Below are 14,757 nucleotides of genomic sequence, written 5' to 3'. Positions count from 1 at the left end.
TTGATGAGGAGCCGGCCAGCGGCCGGCACTACCCGCATCCGCAACCGCCATCCCGAAACAGAAAAGGCCGGCTTTCGCCGGCCTTTTCGTTCACCACGCCGCGGCGTGGATCATTCCGATTCCCACCACATCCAGAAGCTGTCCCACAGGCGCTTGAAGAAGCCGGCCTGCTCGACGGCGGCCACCGCCACCAGCGGTGCTTCGGCGATGACCTTGCCATCCAGGGTGACCTTCACGGTACCGACCTGCTGGCCGGCGGTGAACGGTGCCTCCAGGGTCTTGGGCACATCGATGCTCGGCTTCAGGTCGTTGTAGCGGCCACGCGGCACGCTGACCAGCATCGGCTGGGCCACGCCCAGCTGCACCTTGTCGGTGGTGCCCTTCCAGACCTTGTGCTCGGCCACGGCCTTGCCCGGCTCGTACAGGCGGTGGGTCTCGAAGAAGCGGAAGCCCCAGTTCAGCAGGGCCAGGCTGTCATCGGCGCGCTGCTTTTCCGACGCGCCACCCAGCACCACGGCGATCAGGCGCTGGTCACCGCGCTGGGCCGAGCTCATCAGGCAGTAACCGGCCTCGGAGGTGTGGCCGGTCTTGATGCCGTCGACGCTGCCATCGCGCCACAGCAGCAGGTTGCGGTTCGGCTGCTTGATGTTGCCGACCTGGAATTCCTTGATCTTGTTGTACGCGTAGGTTTCCGGGTAGTCGCGCACCATCGCGCGGCCCAGCAGCGCCAGGTCGTAGGCGGTGCTGTGGTGGCCCTGCGCGGTGAGGCCGTGGGCGTTGACGAAGTGCGAGTCCTTCATGCCGATCTTGGCGGCGTAGCTGTTCATCAGCGACGCAAAGGCTTCTTCACTGCCGGCCACATGTTCGGCCAGGGCGATCGCGGCGTCGTTGCCGGACTGGATCGCCATGCCCTTTTCCATGTCTTCCAGGCGTGCGGTCTGGTTGACCGGGAAGCCGCTGTAGCTGCCATCGGTACCGGCGCCACCTTCGCGCCAGGCGCGCTCGCTCATCATCACCTGGTCGTCCGCACGGACCTTGCCGTTCTTGACCTCGGCGGCGATCACGTAGGACGTCATCACCTTGGTGATGCTGGCCGGGGCCAGCTGCTCGTGGACGTTTTCGCCGGCCAGCACCTGGCCGGTGGCGTAGTCCATCAGCACCCAGGCCTTGGACACGCTCGGCGCCGGGGCCGGCGGAGTGGCGACAGTGGCCGGGGCAGCAGCGGCGGCGGCAGGCGCCGGCGTGGCCGGAGTCGGCAGCGGCGTCTGGGCGGAAGCCAGACCCACCACCAGGGTGGCGGCCAGGGCAGTGGCGGCGGAACGGAAATTCATTGGACAGCAGGCTCCAGGGGACGGCCGGGAATGGAGGGTGGAACGTAACGGCCATTGTAAGGCCGGGGGAGCACGGGCCGGCAGCACCGGCCCGGGCGGTTCAATCCTTGACGATCTGCGGCGAACCCAGGCCCAGACCGGCGATGCGGCCGACAAGTTCCGCGGCACTGGCATGGTCGCTGGCGGGTACGCGCAGGCGGAACAGGGTGCGGCCACCGGCCGCGATGTCGCTGATGGTGGCGCCGACGATGCCTGCGGCATTGAGCTGGCCCATCGCGCGGTTGGCGTTGTCGCGGTTGGAGAAGCTGGCGACCTGCACCATCACCGCGCCGACCACCTGCTGCGACAGGCTGGGTGTCGTCGGGGCGGAACGTACCGGGGCCGGCGCAGCCGCACGCGGTGCCGCCCTGGCCACCGCAACCGGTGCCGGTGCGGAGCTGCGCACCGGCAGTGCGCTCGGCGGCAGGCTGCTGACCGCCACGTCCGGCGCGGTGCTGGCCACGCCCTGGGTGGTGGCCGGCTGGCCGCGTGCCGGCATGCCGTCGGCCGGCAGACGCTGGACCAGGCGATCGATGTCGCTGTCGGCGTTGGCCCGCGCCGCCGGTGCCGGCCGTGCACTGGCCACGGCGGTGGCGGCGGCCGCTTCGGCGGCGCGGCGCTCGCGGCGCGACGGCTTCTGCGCCAGCAGGTTGCTCTCACCCGGCTGCAGCGCGCGCACCTCGACATTGCCGGTGCCGCGCTGGGTGATGCCCAGGCGCACGGCGGCGGCATAGCTCAGGTCAACCACGCGGCCATCATGGAACGGCCCCCGGTCGTTGACGCGCACGATCACCGACTCGCCGTTGTCGAGGTTGGTCACGCGGGCGAAGCTGGGCAGTGGCAGCGTCTTGTGCGCGGCGGTGAACTGGTACATGTCGTAGACCTCGCGGTTGGAGGTCAGGCGGCCATGGAACTTGGCGCCGTAGTACGACGCGGTGCCGCGCTCGACGTAGTTGCGGGTGTCGTCAAGCACGTTGTACGACTTGCCCAGCACCACGTACGGCGACTTGTTGCCGATCGCCGATCGTTCCTCGGCGGTCACTTCCGGCTCGGGAATGCAGGCCACGTTGGGAATGTAGTCCGGCGTGCTGTCGCGCACGCCCGGTTTGTACAGGCCACCGGCGGTGTAGTTGCCGCGGGTGCTCAGGTCTTCCTTGGCCGCCGCGTACGGGGAACCGTCTGGGCAATGCGCCGGGCGCGATCCGCGGCCCTGCACCAGCGTGCCGCTGGACTTGCCACCATGGCCGGCCGTGGCCGGCTTCTTCGGCGCGCTGCTGCAGGCCGCCAGCGCGAGGACGATCAAGCCTGGGGCCAACCATCTGATGTTCATGCCGGGGGCAGCTCCTGTCCGGCGATGGCCTGGGACAACTGGAACACGGCCATCGCGTACATCTTCGAGAGGTTGTAGCGGGTGATCGCGTAGTAGTTCTGGAAGCCCAGCCAGTACTGCTTGCCGGTGCTGCCTTCAAGCGTGATCGGGGTAGCGGTGGCACCGGGCTGCACCGGCGCGCTCGGCTGGTAGCCACGCTGCGCCAGGTCGGCCAGCGACCAGGTGGGCATCCACTCGGTCGGGTTGAACTCCTCGCGCCCCGGCGCCAGCGTGGCCGGCACGGCGACCTGGCCGCCACGCACCCAGCCGCCCTTCTTCACGAAGTAGTTGGCGATGGACGAGAACACGTCGTCATAGCTGTTGAACAGGTCACGGCGGCCATCGCCATTGCCATCCACCGCGTAATCGAGATAGCTGGACGGCATGAACTGGCCCATGCCCATCGCACCGGCATAGCTGCCCTTGAGCGTGGTGATGTCCAGCTTCTCTTCGCGGCCCAGCTCGAACAGCTTGGCCAGCTCATCGCGGAAGAACAGCTCGCGGCGCACTTCGCGTTCCAGCTTGGCCGGGTCGCCGCTGCGCGGGTAATAGAACGCCAGCGTGTACAGCGCATCCAGCACGCGATGGCTGCCGGCATTCTTGCCGTAACTGGTTTCCACGCCGATGATCGCCACGATCACTTCGGCCGGCACGCCGGTACGCTGCTGCACGCGATCAAGCTCGGCGCGATGCTGCGCCAGGAACGCGCGGCCGCCATCGATACGCGCCTTGCTGATGAACATCGGCCGGTACTCGTTCCACGGCTTGACCCGTTCGGCCGGGCGCGACATGGCAGCAATGATCGGCTGGCGCACCTGCGCCTGGTCGAGCACGCTGCTGATCTGCTCCGGCTTCAGGCCATAGCGCTTGGCGGTATCGGCAATGAAGCGGGCCCGCGCGACCTCGAACGGCACCGGGGTGAGATCGACCGGCGGCGCGGTGGCCGCAGTGGCTTCGGGCGCGGCCTCGGCCGGGCCATGGGCCTTGCTGGCGGGCTGGCGTGGCGTACTGCTGGCCTGGGGCGAAGACGGTGGGGACTTCGGCTGGGTCGCGCAGGCGACCAGGCCGAGGGTGAGCATGCAGGCCAGAGTGCGTCGAATCATCGTCGCAGGTTAGCAGGTCATGGATGAATTAAAACCCCTAACACCATGAATCACAACGATTTGCCCGCGTTCAGCGGGAAATGTGAAGACGTCGTGATCGACCCACCCCATTCAGATAGAGGTTGCCGGTTGCGCCCCCATCCCCGCAGACGCAACCGGCGACCGGATCCGGTCGGTACCTTGCGCGGCTGCCGCTCCCCAGTGGCAGTACCCCGCGCTCCCTGTACCCGTTGGATCAGTACTGCTTCCCGCCCGACGCCCCCTCGCGCTGCAACGATTGACGGCGCGCCGTGCCGAACGGGCCGCCATTGTGCAGGCCGATTACGACAAGTCCATTGATCAGGATCAACGCAGCGTAAAAGTGTGAACCGGATTACATTTTTTATGGACTTCGGTCAGTGGCAATGCAGCTGCGGGCTGCTGTGAGAACGCTTCCACAACGGGCGTTGCGCAGAGTCAGGAAATTTCCAGCCAACGGCGCAGCCCCTCGTGGGTGGGTTGGATTTGTCGCAGAAAGCAGAAGCAGCGAGTGGGTCGGTCGGGTCGGGTCCGCGGGGGACGCCGTGAACCCATCCTTGGGGGCTTGGCAGCCACATCCATGCGGCTGACACCCCCGCGGACCCAACCCGACCGCCCTCTGACAGATGTCGGTGGCCTGCCACCCACGGAGAAGAAAAAAGATCAAAAGCGGGTCGCGCGCTGCGCTTGCTCGTGAGCCGAGCACGGCTTGGCTCTACACAAGGCAATGAAGCGATCCGCCAGGCCGCTTTTGCTTTTGATCTTCTTTTTTCTTTTCGTGGGTGGACGCGCCCGCCCCAATTACATGACCTGCGTTACGCGCCCACCCACGAGGGGCGGCGCCGTTGGCTGGAATCCCTATCCCCCGTGCACCGGCCGATGCCCGCGCACCGCCATCACCAACCCGATGCCGGCCAACAGCGAAACCGCCGATGTCCCGCCATAGCTGATCAACGGCATCGGAATGCCCACCACCGGCAGCAGGCCGGAAATCATTCCACCGTTCACCAGGACGTAGACGAAGAACGCCAGCCCCAGGCTGCCGGCCAGCAACCGTGCGTGCGTGTCGCGTGCGTGCACCGCGATCCACAGGCAGCGCCCGACCACGAACAGGTAAAGCGCAAACACCGTCGCCACGCCGATCCATCCGAACTCTTCGGCCAACACTGAAAACGCGAAGTCGGTCGTGTATTCGGGCAGGAAATCCAGCGTGGCCTGCGTGCCCTGCCCCCAGCCGCGGCCCTGCCAGCCACCGGAGCCGATCGCGATGCGCGACTGCAGGATGTTCCAGCCGGTGCCGAGCGGGTCCGCCGCCGGGTCGAGGAAGGTCAGCACGCGGTCCTTCTGGTACTGCCGCAGCAGGCCGAACCACGCCAGCGGTGCGGCCAGCGCCAGCCCGGTCGCGCCAGTGGCGACCCAGCCCCAATGCAGGCCGGCCAGCAACAGGGCAAACACGCCGCTGGCCGTGACCAGCGTGGCGGTGCCCAGGTTGGGCTGCATCAGGATCAGTACCGCGGGAACTCCGATCAGCACCGCGGCGGTCAGCACCGTGCGTGGCGACGGTGGCAGCGGCTGCCGGTGCAGGTACCAGGCCATCATCAGTGGCAGGCTGAGCTTGAGCAGTTCGGACGGCTGCAGGTAGAACACGCCCAGGTTGAGCCAGCGCTGCCCGTACTTGCCGGTACCGATCACGTACACCGCCATCAGCGGCAGCATCGACAGCGCATACAACGCCGGTGTCCACGCGCGCAGGCGCAGCAGCGGGACCCGCGACAACAGCCACATGGCCAGCAGGCCACCGGCAAAGCGCGCGGCCTGCCCGGCCACCGGGCCGGACACGCTGTGCAGCACCGCCAGGCCGGCGCCCATCAGGATCAACAGCGCAACCAGCAACGGCAGGTCGATCGTGCGCACCGCCTCACGGCAGCCGCCAAACAGTCGTTTCCATTCCACGCGGGCACGGTAGCAATGCGTGCTTGCGTGAAGCTGTCATGCGGCAGCTGCATTTGTAGAGTCGAGCCGTGCTCGACTGCCTTTCATGCAGCAACAGAAGCAGTCGAGCAAGCTCGACGCTACGCAACGGAGAAAAGCAGTCGAGCAAGCTCGACTCTACGAAGGCGGCGGAGCCGGGCTCAGCCGTAGCCGCCGTGTACCGGATTGTGGCTGCGCACGGCCATCACCAGCCCGAAGCCGGCCAGCAGCGATACCGCCGAGGTGCCGCCGTAGCTGATCAGTGGCATCGGCACGCCCACCACCGGCAGCAGGCCGGAAATCATCCCGCCGTTGACCAGCACGTACACGAAGAACGCCAGGCCGGTGGCACCGGCCAGCAGCCGCGAATAGGAATCGCGCGACTGGCTGGCGATCCACAGGCAGCGCCCGATCACCACCAGGTACAACGCCAGCACGGTGGCCACGCCGATCCAGCCGAACTCCTCGCTCAGCACCGAGAACGCGAAGTCGGTGGTCTGCTCGGGAATGAAGTTCAGGTGCGACTGCGAGCCCTCGCCCCAGCCCTTGCCGTCGAAGCCGCCGGAACCGATCGCGATCTTCGACTGGATGATGTTCCAGCCCGCGCCCAGCGCATCCATCTCCGGGTCCAGGAACATCATGATGCGGTCCTTCTGGTACGGCCGCAGCAACCAGAACCAGGCCAGCGGCGCGACCGCAGCCACGCCCCCCACGCCCAGGCCGACCCACCACCACGGCAGGCCCGCCAGCAGCAGCACGAACACACCACTGGCAGCGATCAGCACGCCGGTGCCGAAGTCCGGCTGCAGCATCACCAGCCCGGTCGGTACGCCGATGATGACCAGCGCCACCAGCACGGTGTTGAAGCGCGGCGGCAGCGGCATCCGGTGCAGGTACCAGGCCACCATCATCGGCAGGCTGACCTTCAGCAGCTCGGCCGGCTGCAGGTAGAAGAACTTGAGGTCCAGCCACTGCCGGCCGTACTTGCCGGTGCCAAGTACGAACACCGCCAGCAGCGGGATCATCGAGATCGCGTAGATGAGTGGGGTCGCCGAGCGGATGCGCAGGATCGGCACCCGCGAGATGCCCCACAGCGCCGCCATGCCCACCGCGAAACGCGCCCCCTGGGCCATCACCAGGCTGTCGCCACCGGCGCTCTTCAAGGTGGCCAGGCCGATCACCATCAACGCGCCCAGCGCCAGGCACAACACCCAGTCCAGCGTGCTGAAGAAGCGGCGCAGCATGTCGCCGGCCCAGCGCAGGAACACCTTCATCGTGCGGGCTCCGCAGAGGTGGGACGCGGCGTGGCCGGCAGCGCGGCGGCAGCCGGTGTGCCCGGCGGCGGTGCCGGTTCGGGCGCGGGCACGCCGACCAGCACCGGATGTTCACCCAGCTGCCCCGCGGCGAGATCACCCGCCTGGCGCGCACCGGCATCTTCGTTGTCGAACGCGGTGGCGCCGATGGCGGTGGTGCCGCGCTCGCTGTCCAGCGGCTGCATGCCTTCAGGCATCTTGCCCAGCAGGTAGGCGTCGAACACCTTGCGTGCGATCGGCGCGGCCGCCGAACCACCGTAGCCGCCACCCTCCACCGCCACCGCGATCGCGATCACCGGGTTCTCGACCGGCGCGAAGCCGACGAACAGCGCGCGGTGGCGCAGGTGCATCGGCAGGCTCTTCGGATTCACGGCGGCCGTGCCCTTGCGGCTGATGACCTGCGCGGTACCGGTCTTGCCGGCCATCACGTACGGCGCACCCACCGCCACGCGCCAACCGCTGCCGCCGGGCCGCATGGTCGCCATCATGCCCTCACGCACCGCCTGCAGGTTGCTGGGGTTGGGGCTGACCGGTTTGATCTCGCCGGGCGACGTCGCCGCCCAGTCGCTGTCGAAGCCGTCGCGCTGCTGGATCACCAGGTGCGGGGTGCGCAACTGGCCGTCGGCCAGCGCGCTGACACCACGCGCCAGCTGCAGCGGGGTGACCTTCCAGTCGCCCTGGCCGATGCTGATGTTGACCGTATCGCCGGGGTACCAGGCTTCCTTGCGGGTCTTCCGCTTGTAAGCCGGCGACGGCAGGATGCCGCCGATTTCGCCGGTCAGGTCGATGCCGGTCGGCTGGCCAAAGCCGTAGTACTCCATGTAGTGGTCGAAGCGCTCGATGCCCAGGTCCAGCGCCAGCTTGTAGTAGTAGGTATTGACCGACTCGGCGATGGACTTGCGCAGATCGGTCCAGCCGTGGCCGCCGCGGTGGGCGTCACCCCAGCCGCGCGAGGTGCCGGGCAGGTAGAACATGCCGGTGGACAGCACCTTGTCTTCCGGGCGGCGCACGCCCGAATCCAGGCCGGCCAGGCCGATCAGCGGCTTCAACGTGGAACCGGGGGCGACGCCACCGAGCACCAGGCGGTTGAACTGCGGCCGCGAGGGGTTCTCGTTCAGCGCCTTGAAGTCGGCATGCGAGATGCCGTTGACGAACAGGTTGGGGTCGTAGGACGGCAGGCTGACCATCGCCAGCACTTCGCCGGTACGCGGGTCCATCGCCACCGCCGAGCCTTCCTGGTCGCCGAAGGCGGCGACCATGGCCCGCTGCAGGTCGGCGTCGATCGACAGCCGCAGGTCGGCACCGGACTGCGCGGCGACACGGCCGATGGTGCGGATCGCACGGCCCTGCACGTTGGTTTCGACCTGCTCGTAGCCGACCTTGCCGCGCAGCTGCTGCTCGTAATAGCGCTCCAGGCCGGACTTGCCGATGTGGGTCAGCGCCGCATTGCCTTCGCCAAGGATCTCCAGATCCTTGTCATCGACGCGGCCGACGTAGCCGATGATGTGCGCGAACAGATCGCCGTAGGGGTAGCGGCGGGTCAGGTAGGGCTCCAGCTCGACGCCGGGGAAGCGCCAGCGGTCGACGGCGAAGCGCGCCATCTCCTCGTCGCTCATGCGCAGCTTCAGCGTGACCGGCAGGAACTTGCGGCGCGCCTTGCGCGACTTGTTGAACGCTTCCAGTTCTTCCGGGCTGATGCTGATGATCTTCGCCAGCCCTTCGAGGGTGGCGTCCATGTCCTTGACCTTGTCCGGGGTCACGTCCAGGCGGAAGGCCGGTACGTTCTCGGCCAGCAGGCGGCCGTTGCGGTCATAGATCATGCCGCGCCCGGGCACCACCGGCCGCGGCTTGATGCGGTTGGCCTCCGAGCGCGTGGCGTAGACGTCGTGGTCCAGCACCTGCAGCTTGAAGTACCAGCCGCCCAGGCCCAGCAGGCAGACCAGCACGCCCAGGAAACCCAGCGCCGCGCGACGGCGGAACTGTTCGGCTTCGGCGTGCGGGTTCTTGACCTGGCGGCGCGGAATCATGGCTCAGCGCCCGCGCTTGCCGAAGCGCACCGCGTCCAGCAGCACGAACACCAGCGGCCACAGGCCCATGCCCAGCAGCGGCGCCCACCAGTACGACCACGGCAGCGTCGGCTCGCCCACCAGGATGTGGACCAGCGCGCTGACGATGCGGTCGTTGAACAGCAGGCCGCCGATGGCCAGCATCTGCTGCGACATCGGGAAGAAGCGGATGCGGGCACGGAAGCGCTGCAGGATGAAGGCCAGCATCACCAGTCGCAGCGCCTGTTCACCGAGCACGCCGCCGTACAGCAGGTCGGCGATCACGCCACTGGCGAAGGCGACGCCCAGGCCGACGCGTTCGGGCGCTTCGATCACCCAGTACGCCAGTACCAGCGCCAGCCAGTACGGGCGCAGCGGCTGCAGCAGCGCCGGCAGCGGCAGCAGGCCCAGCAGCAGCGCCACCACCAGGCTGGCCGGCAGCACCCACGGGTTGTCGCGCAGGCGGCTCATCGCTGCGCCTCCGGCGTGGTCGGTTGCCGGCCAGCGGCCGGCACTACCGTGGACCCGGCTGGGGGAAAGCCCCCCTCTTGTTGAGGGGGGCGCGCCGAAGGCGCAGGGGTAAGGTGGGATGCGGGGGCAACAGTCCTCGTTTGCAACGAGGGCTGTTGCCGGCCAGCGGCCGGCACTACCGGAGCACTGGCCGGAGCCGGCGTCGTTGTGGCTGGCGCAGGCGCGGTGGCACCCGTGGCCGGGCCACCCGGCGCGGTGGCTTCCAGCTGCAGGCGCAGTTCCGGCGGAATCCGGATCGCCGCGCCCGGGCGCAGCAGCAGCACGTCGCGGCCGCGGTCGAGCTGGGCCGCCGGCTTCAGTTCGCCGACCAGGAAGGCATGGGTATCGTCCGGACGCAGGCCGGTGATGGTGCCGACCGGGAAGCCGGCCGGGAAGCGGCCACCCAGACCGGAAGTCACGATCTCATCGCCCACTTCCACACCAGCGCTGAGCGGAATGTCGCGCAGTTCCAGTTTGTCGCCGCGGCCGTAGACGATCAGGCGCACGCCGTTGCGGGCCACGGTGACCGGTACCGCGTGGTCGGGGTCGGTCAGCAGCAGCACGGTGGAGGTGCCGCCGGTGACGCTGATCACCTGGCCCATCAGGCCGCCGGCATCGATCACCGCCTGCCCGACATGCACGCCTTCGCGGCTGCCGGCGTCGAGCACCAGCCGCTGCTTCACCGGGTCCAGGTCGATGTCCAGCACCGGTGCCAGCTGCACATCCAGGCCACTGCGCTCGGCCACGTTCAGCAGTTCGCGCAGCTGGGCGTTGTCCAGCGCGGCGGTCTGCAGGCGGGTCAGGCGCGCGTTGGCAAGCAGCAGCTGGTTGCGCAGTTCACGATTCTCGTTGACCAGCTGGCCATGGCTGGCCGCCGAATCCTTGACCTGGTTGCCGAGCTTGCCCGGCAGGCCCGCCAGCGCCCACACCGGCTGCACCAGGCTGTTGGCCTGCCCGCGCAGCTGCGCGAGCCAGCCGGCCTGGTCGTCAAGCACGATCAGGGTGATGGCCAGTGCGAGATAAGCCAGCAGCCGCAAGGGGCTGGCGGCATCACCGGATCGGGAAGCGACGGGAGGTCCGGCGTAGGGCGGCACGGCAACGATTCAACTGGCAGAAGGCGGAAGGGAAACACGCGGGCGCCCCGCCGGTGCCGGCCCACCCTCATGGCGGGCCGCACCCCGGAGGGGCGCAGCGGGCGCGGGCAGCCGGGACGGCTTACTCCGGCGCAAAGAACTCGTTGCCGTGCATATCGACCAGCTCCAGCGCACGGCCACCGCCGCGGGCCACGCAGGTCAGCGGATCGTCGGCCACCTGCACGTGCAGGCCGGTTTCCTCGGAGATCAGGCGGTCCAGGTCGCGCAGCAGGGCGCCACCACCGGTCAGCACGATGCCGCGCTCGGCGACGTCGGCGCACAGTTCCGGCGGGGTCTGCTCCAGCGCCAGCTTGACCGCACTGACGATGCCCGAGAGGGGCTCGTGCAGGGCTTCAAGCACCTCGTTGGAGCTGATCTTGATCATCTTCGGCACGCCCTCGGCGAGGTTGCGGCCGGAGATTTCCATCTCGATCACTTCCGCCTGCGGGTAGGCGCAGCCCAGCTCGACCTTGATGCGCTCGGCAGTGGCTTCACCGATCAGCATGCCGTGGTTGCGGCGCACGTAGTTGGTGATGGACTCGTCGAAGCGGTCGCCGCCGATGCGGACCGACGCCGAATAGACGATGCCGTTGAGCGAGATCACCGCCACTTCGGTGGTGCCGCCGCCGATGTCGATGACCATCGAGCCACGGGCTTCGGTAACCGGCATGCCGGCGCCGATCGCCGCGGCCATCGGCTCTTCGATCAGGAACACGTCACGGGCACCGGCTTCCTCGGCCGATTCCTTGATCGCGCGGCGCTCGACCTGGGTCGAGCCGGCCGGCACGCAGACCAGCACGCGCGGGCTCGGGCGCAGCACGCGCGACTTGTGCACCTTCTTGATGAAGTGCTTGAGCATCGCCTCGGTATAGGTGAAGTCGGCAATGACGCCATCCTTCATCGGGCGGATGGTGGTGATGTGGCCCGGGGTACGGCCCAGCATCTGCTTGGCCTCGGCGCCTACGGCTGCCACCGAACGGGTGCCGCCAATGGCACGGTCCTGACGCACGGCCACGACCGACGGCTCGTTCAGCACGATCCCCTGCCCGCGCACGTAGATGAGGGTGTTGGCCGTGCCCAGGTCGATGGACAGGTCGTTGGAGAACATGCCACGGAGTTTCTTGAACATCTGAGGAAGGAGTCCTGAGGGGTGTCGTGCCCGCCGCGGGATGGCGAAAAAATGGGCAGAAATCGAGGCCGACAAGCCTAGCAACCCGCCTGCCGCCGAGCAAGGAAAAAACTAGCTGAACCCGCGTCTTCACAGGCTTTCGGCCTGATCCGGTCTCACCCGGTTCTGGCCCTGAGCGGCACCAGCGGGTAACCTTTGCGCCGTCGGGCGCCCAAGGGCGCCGTTTGCTTGCCCGCTGAACCGGGCCGGCCCATCCCAAAATTCACCGCATAGGCTTACATCGATGTCCGCTCTGATCTGTGGTTCTCTTGCCTTCGACACCATCATGGTGTTCCCGGACCAGTTCAAGAATCACATCCTGCCGGACAAGGTGCACATCCTGAACGTGTCCTTCCTGGTGCCGCGCATGCGCCGCGAGTTCGGTGGCTGCGCCGGCAACATCGCCTACAACCTGCACCTGCTGGGCGGCCAGCCGATCCCGATGGGCACCGTGGGTTCGGACTTCGGCCCGTACCGCGAATACTTCGAAGGCCTGGGCATCGACCTGTCGCGCGTGCGCGTGATCGATGAGCTGTTCACCCCGCAGGCGTTCATCACCACCGACCACGACAACAACCAGATCACCGCCTTCCACCCGGGCGCGATGATGCGTTCCTACGAGAACCACGTGCGTGGCGTGCCGGGCGTGACCCTGGGCCTGGTCGGCCCGGACGGCCGCGAGGGCATGATCCAGAACGCGCAGGAATTCCACGAGGACGGCATCCCGTTCATCTTCGACCCGGGCCAGGCCATGCCGCTGTTCAACGGCCCGGAGCTGCGTGCCTTCATCGACCAGGCCGACTACGTGGTGGTCAACGACTACGAGTCGAACCTGCTGCAGGAACGCACCGGCTGGAACGAAAAGGAGATCGTCAGCCGGGTCAAGGCCTACATCACCACGCGCGGCCCGAAGGGCGCGGTCATCCACACCCCGGAAAAGAGCTACGACATCCCGCCGGCGCACGAGCGCCGCGTGGTCGACCCGACCGGCTGTGGCGACGCCTTCCGTGCCGGCCTGATCTACGGCATCCAGAAGGGCTACGACTGGCTGACCATCGGCCGCATGGGCAACCTGATGGGCGCGCTGAAGGTCGAACACCCGGGCACGCAGAACCAGCGCTTCACCTTCGATGAGTTCAACGAGCAGTTCAAGCAGCAATTTGGCTACGCGCTCAGCGCGTAACCAAATTGCCCGCGCATTCCACCTTATCCCCGCGCCTTCGGCGCGCCCCCTTGAACAACAAGGGGGCTTTCCACCCGATGCGCTACCGGGAATGCTGTTGTTAGGTGTCGACCTTGGTCGACACGCTTTACCCTGGTAGGTGTCGACCTTGGTCGACACTGCCGGCCAGCGGCCGGCACTACCCCTTCTGCTGCCAGGCGGCCAGCAGGTCGCGGCAATCGGCGAAATGCCAATCGGTGCAGTCCGGCCATGGGTTTTCCGGCAGGTTGACCAGCACGGTGTGCGTGCCCGCAGCGCGGCCGCACTCCAGGTCGTAGGCGTGGTCACCGACCATCACCGCCTGCCCGGCGGAAACGCCCCAGCGCCGCAGGTGCTGCTGCAGGCCATCCGGTGAAGGCTTGGGCACGGCTTCATCGCGGCCGATGATGTCGGCATCGTCGAACAGTTCCCCGACCCCGATCGCCTCCAGCGTCAGCTTCGCCAGCGCGTGGTCGTTGCGGGTCAGGATGCCCAGCCGACAGCCTGCGGCCGCCAGCGCGCGCAGCAGCTTCACCGCGCCCGGCGCCGGCAGCGCGTCCTCGGCCAGCGCGCGCTCGTGATCCAGCAGCCACGCACGCTTGGCCTGCGCCGGTGCCTCCGGCAGCGCCGCGATATGGTCGAGGATGTCTTCCTCGGCGGCGATCTGCAGCGTGCGGCGGATCGCCGCGAAGTCATGCACGGCTACCGTCAGCGTGCCGTCCATGTCGAACACCCAGTGCCGGATCGCGGACAACGCGTGCACTGCGCTGCCCGTTGCGATCATCACTGCCACCACTGCGGCATGCGGCTGGCGTCGACACCGCCGGTCTCGAACACTGCGGTACGGGTACCGCCGGCCTTGACCGGGAATTCGATGCTGATCGACTTGCCCTTGCGCGCCAGCTTCCACAGCGCCTTCTGGTCGGTGATGAACATCGCAATGGCTTCATCGGTCTTTGGCCGCCAGGCGGCCATCGACACCGGCTTGCCGTCGTCCACGGTCACCTTCACCGTGCACTGCGGGCAGCGGAAATCGCCGGCCTGCAGCACCAGGTAGGCGTGCCGCTTCCATTCCGGGTGATCGCGGAACACCAGCTGCACCGGCTTGGCACCGCTGCCATCCACGTCCACCCGTTCCTTGCTGTAGATCTGGGCAGAGACCTGGTTGCCCTTGTTGCCCACCGGAATCTGGTTGTACTGCCACAGTGCCTGCATGCGGCGCAGGTCGCGCGCGGCATCGCCCTTGGCCTTGACCTCATCGAAGCCGGCGGCGATCCGCTCGGCCGCGGCGGTGTCCTTGTACTGGTCCAGCAGCGAAGCGCCATGCAGGCGTGCGCGTTCCCAGTCCTGCGCGGCCACGGCCATGTCGTACTGCTTGGCGACGTCCTCGGCCTTGGCTTCCTTCTGCGCCTGCGCAGCGGCCGCGGCGGCTTCCTGCGCCTTGCGCTCTTCCTCGGGGTTGCTGCAGGCGGCCAGGGCCAGGGTGCAGGCGGTGAGCAGGATCAGTCGTTTCATGCGGAGGTCCTTGGTGTTTTCGCATTCTTGTAGAGTCGAGG

12 protein-coding genes are annotated in these 14,757 nt (G+C 67.8%); 1 reads left to right on the top strand and 11 read right to left on the bottom strand.

The window, feature by feature from the left end; genetic code table 11:
- Positions 1–110: 110 nt before the first annotated feature.
- The 9 genes from QRO93_RS17825 to QRO93_RS17785 all read right to left on the bottom strand — a co-directional run bounded on the left by QRO93_RS17825 (position 111) and on the right by QRO93_RS17785 (position 11,961).
- Positions 111–1,331 carry a D-alanyl-D-alanine carboxypeptidase family protein gene (locus QRO93_RS17825; RefSeq protein WP_008264856.1) on the bottom strand — a complete coding sequence of 407 codons (1,221 nt, stop codon included), beginning with the start codon at positions 1,329–1,331 and terminating at the stop codon, positions 111–113.
- Between the two features lie 100 nt (positions 1,332–1,431).
- Positions 1,432–2,700 (bottom strand): septal ring lytic transglycosylase RlpA family protein, encoded by a 1,269-nt coding sequence (locus tag QRO93_RS17820; protein ID WP_180879386.1) that lies wholly within the window; start codon positions 2,698–2,700, stop codon positions 1,432–1,434.
- The gene (gene mltB / locus QRO93_RS17815; protein WP_006470749.1) at positions 2,697–3,842 is read right to left on the bottom strand and encodes a lytic murein transglycosylase B; all 1,146 of its coding nucleotides are present in this window, start codon (positions 3,840–3,842) and stop codon (positions 2,697–2,699) included. Before mltB ends, QRO93_RS17820 begins: the two co-directional genes overlap by 4 nt.
- A gap of 876 nt (positions 3,843–4,718) precedes the next feature.
- Positions 4,719–5,813 carry a rod shape-determining protein RodA gene (gene rodA, locus QRO93_RS17810; protein WP_180879384.1) on the bottom strand — a complete coding sequence of 365 codons (1,095 nt, stop codon included), beginning with the start codon at positions 5,811–5,813 and terminating at the stop codon, positions 4,719–4,721.
- A 179-nt stretch (positions 5,814–5,992) separates the two neighbouring features.
- Positions 5,993–7,105, bottom strand: a complete 1,113-nt coding sequence (gene rodA / locus QRO93_RS17805; RefSeq protein ID WP_164242977.1) for a rod shape-determining protein RodA — start codon at positions 7,103–7,105, stop codon at positions 5,993–5,995.
- On the bottom strand, positions 7,102–9,171 hold the full coding sequence (gene mrdA / locus QRO93_RS17800) for a penicillin-binding protein 2 (RefSeq protein WP_285304303.1): 2,070 nt from the start codon (positions 9,169–9,171) through the stop codon (positions 7,102–7,104). The genes rodA (QRO93_RS17805) and mrdA overlap by 4 nt, the downstream gene beginning before the upstream one ends.
- Positions 9,172–9,174: 3 nt before the next feature.
- On the bottom strand, positions 9,175–9,660 hold the full coding sequence (gene mreD / locus QRO93_RS17795; RefSeq protein WP_008265483.1) for a rod shape-determining protein MreD: 486 nt from the start codon (positions 9,658–9,660) through the stop codon (positions 9,175–9,177).
- Complete coding sequence (gene mreC / locus QRO93_RS17790) at positions 9,657–10,793, bottom strand: rod shape-determining protein MreC (protein WP_053450828.1); 1,137 nt, start codon at positions 10,791–10,793, stop codon at positions 9,657–9,659. Before mreC ends, mreD begins: the two co-directional genes overlap by 4 nt.
- A gap of 121 nt (positions 10,794–10,914) precedes the next feature.
- Positions 10,915–11,961, bottom strand: a complete 1,047-nt coding sequence (locus tag QRO93_RS17785) for a rod shape-determining protein (RefSeq protein WP_005419402.1) — start codon at positions 11,959–11,961, stop codon at positions 10,915–10,917.
- Positions 11,962–12,244: 283 nt separating this feature from the next.
- On the opposite strand from QRO93_RS17785, the gene QRO93_RS17780 reads away from it, so the two are divergent.
- On the top strand, positions 12,245–13,183 hold the full coding sequence (locus QRO93_RS17780; protein WP_180879381.1) for a carbohydrate kinase family protein: 939 nt from the start codon (positions 12,245–12,247) through the stop codon (positions 13,181–13,183).
- 178 nt (positions 13,184–13,361) lie between these two features.
- On the opposite strand, the gene QRO93_RS17775 is transcribed toward QRO93_RS17780, so the two are convergent.
- Positions 13,362–13,985, bottom strand: a complete 624-nt coding sequence (locus QRO93_RS17775; protein ID WP_164086614.1) for an HAD family hydrolase — start codon at positions 13,983–13,985, stop codon at positions 13,362–13,364.
- Positions 13,985–14,716, bottom strand: coding sequence for a hypothetical protein (locus QRO93_RS17770; RefSeq protein WP_180879380.1), 732 nt, complete (start codon positions 14,714–14,716; stop codon positions 13,985–13,987). Before QRO93_RS17770 ends, QRO93_RS17775 begins: the two co-directional genes overlap by 1 nt.
- Positions 14,717–14,757: the final 41 nt, after the last annotated feature.

Source organism: Stenotrophomonas maltophilia group sp. Smal17, assembly GCF_030237045.1.
Taxonomy (GTDB): Bacteria; Pseudomonadota; Gammaproteobacteria; order Xanthomonadales; family Xanthomonadaceae; genus Stenotrophomonas; species Stenotrophomonas forensis.
The sequence above is the reverse complement of the archived record's forward strand: the minus strand, read 5'-3'. Positions and strand labels throughout refer to the sequence as shown.

Excerpts from the sequence above, each read along its gene's own strand:
- QRO93_RS17825 (WP_008264856.1), bottom strand. The coding sequence starts at position 1,331 with ATGAATTTCCGTTCCGCCGCCACTGCCCTGGCCGCCACCCTGGTGGTG.
- QRO93_RS17820 (WP_180879386.1), bottom strand. The coding sequence starts at position 2,700 with ATGAACATCAGATGGTTGGCCCCAGGCTTGATCGTCCTCGCGCTGGCG.
- mltB (WP_006470749.1), bottom strand. The coding sequence starts at position 3,842 with ATGATTCGACGCACTCTGGCCTGCATGCTCACCCTCGGCCTGGTCGCC.
- rodA (WP_164242977.1), bottom strand. The coding sequence starts at position 7,105 with ATGAAGGTGTTCCTGCGCTGGGCCGGCGACATGCTGCGCCGCTTCTTC.
- mrdA (WP_285304303.1), bottom strand. The coding sequence starts at position 9,171 with ATGATTCCGCGCCGCCAGGTCAAGAACCCGCACGCCGAAGCCGAACAG.
- mreD (WP_008265483.1), bottom strand. The coding sequence starts at position 9,660 with ATGAGCCGCCTGCGCGACAACCCGTGGGTGCTGCCGGCCAGCCTGGTG.
- QRO93_RS17785 (WP_005419402.1), bottom strand. The coding sequence starts at position 11,961 with ATGTTCAAGAAACTCCGTGGCATGTTCTCCAACGACCTGTCCATCGAC.
- QRO93_RS17780 (WP_180879381.1), top strand. The coding sequence starts at position 12,245 with ATGTCCGCTCTGATCTGTGGTTCTCTTGCCTTCGACACCATCATGGTG.
- QRO93_RS17775 (WP_164086614.1), bottom strand. The coding sequence starts at position 13,985 with ATGATCGCAACGGGCAGCGCAGTGCACGCGTTGTCCGCGATCCGGCAC.
- QRO93_RS17770 (WP_180879380.1), bottom strand. The coding sequence starts at position 14,716 with ATGAAACGACTGATCCTGCTCACCGCCTGCACCCTGGCCCTGGCCGCC.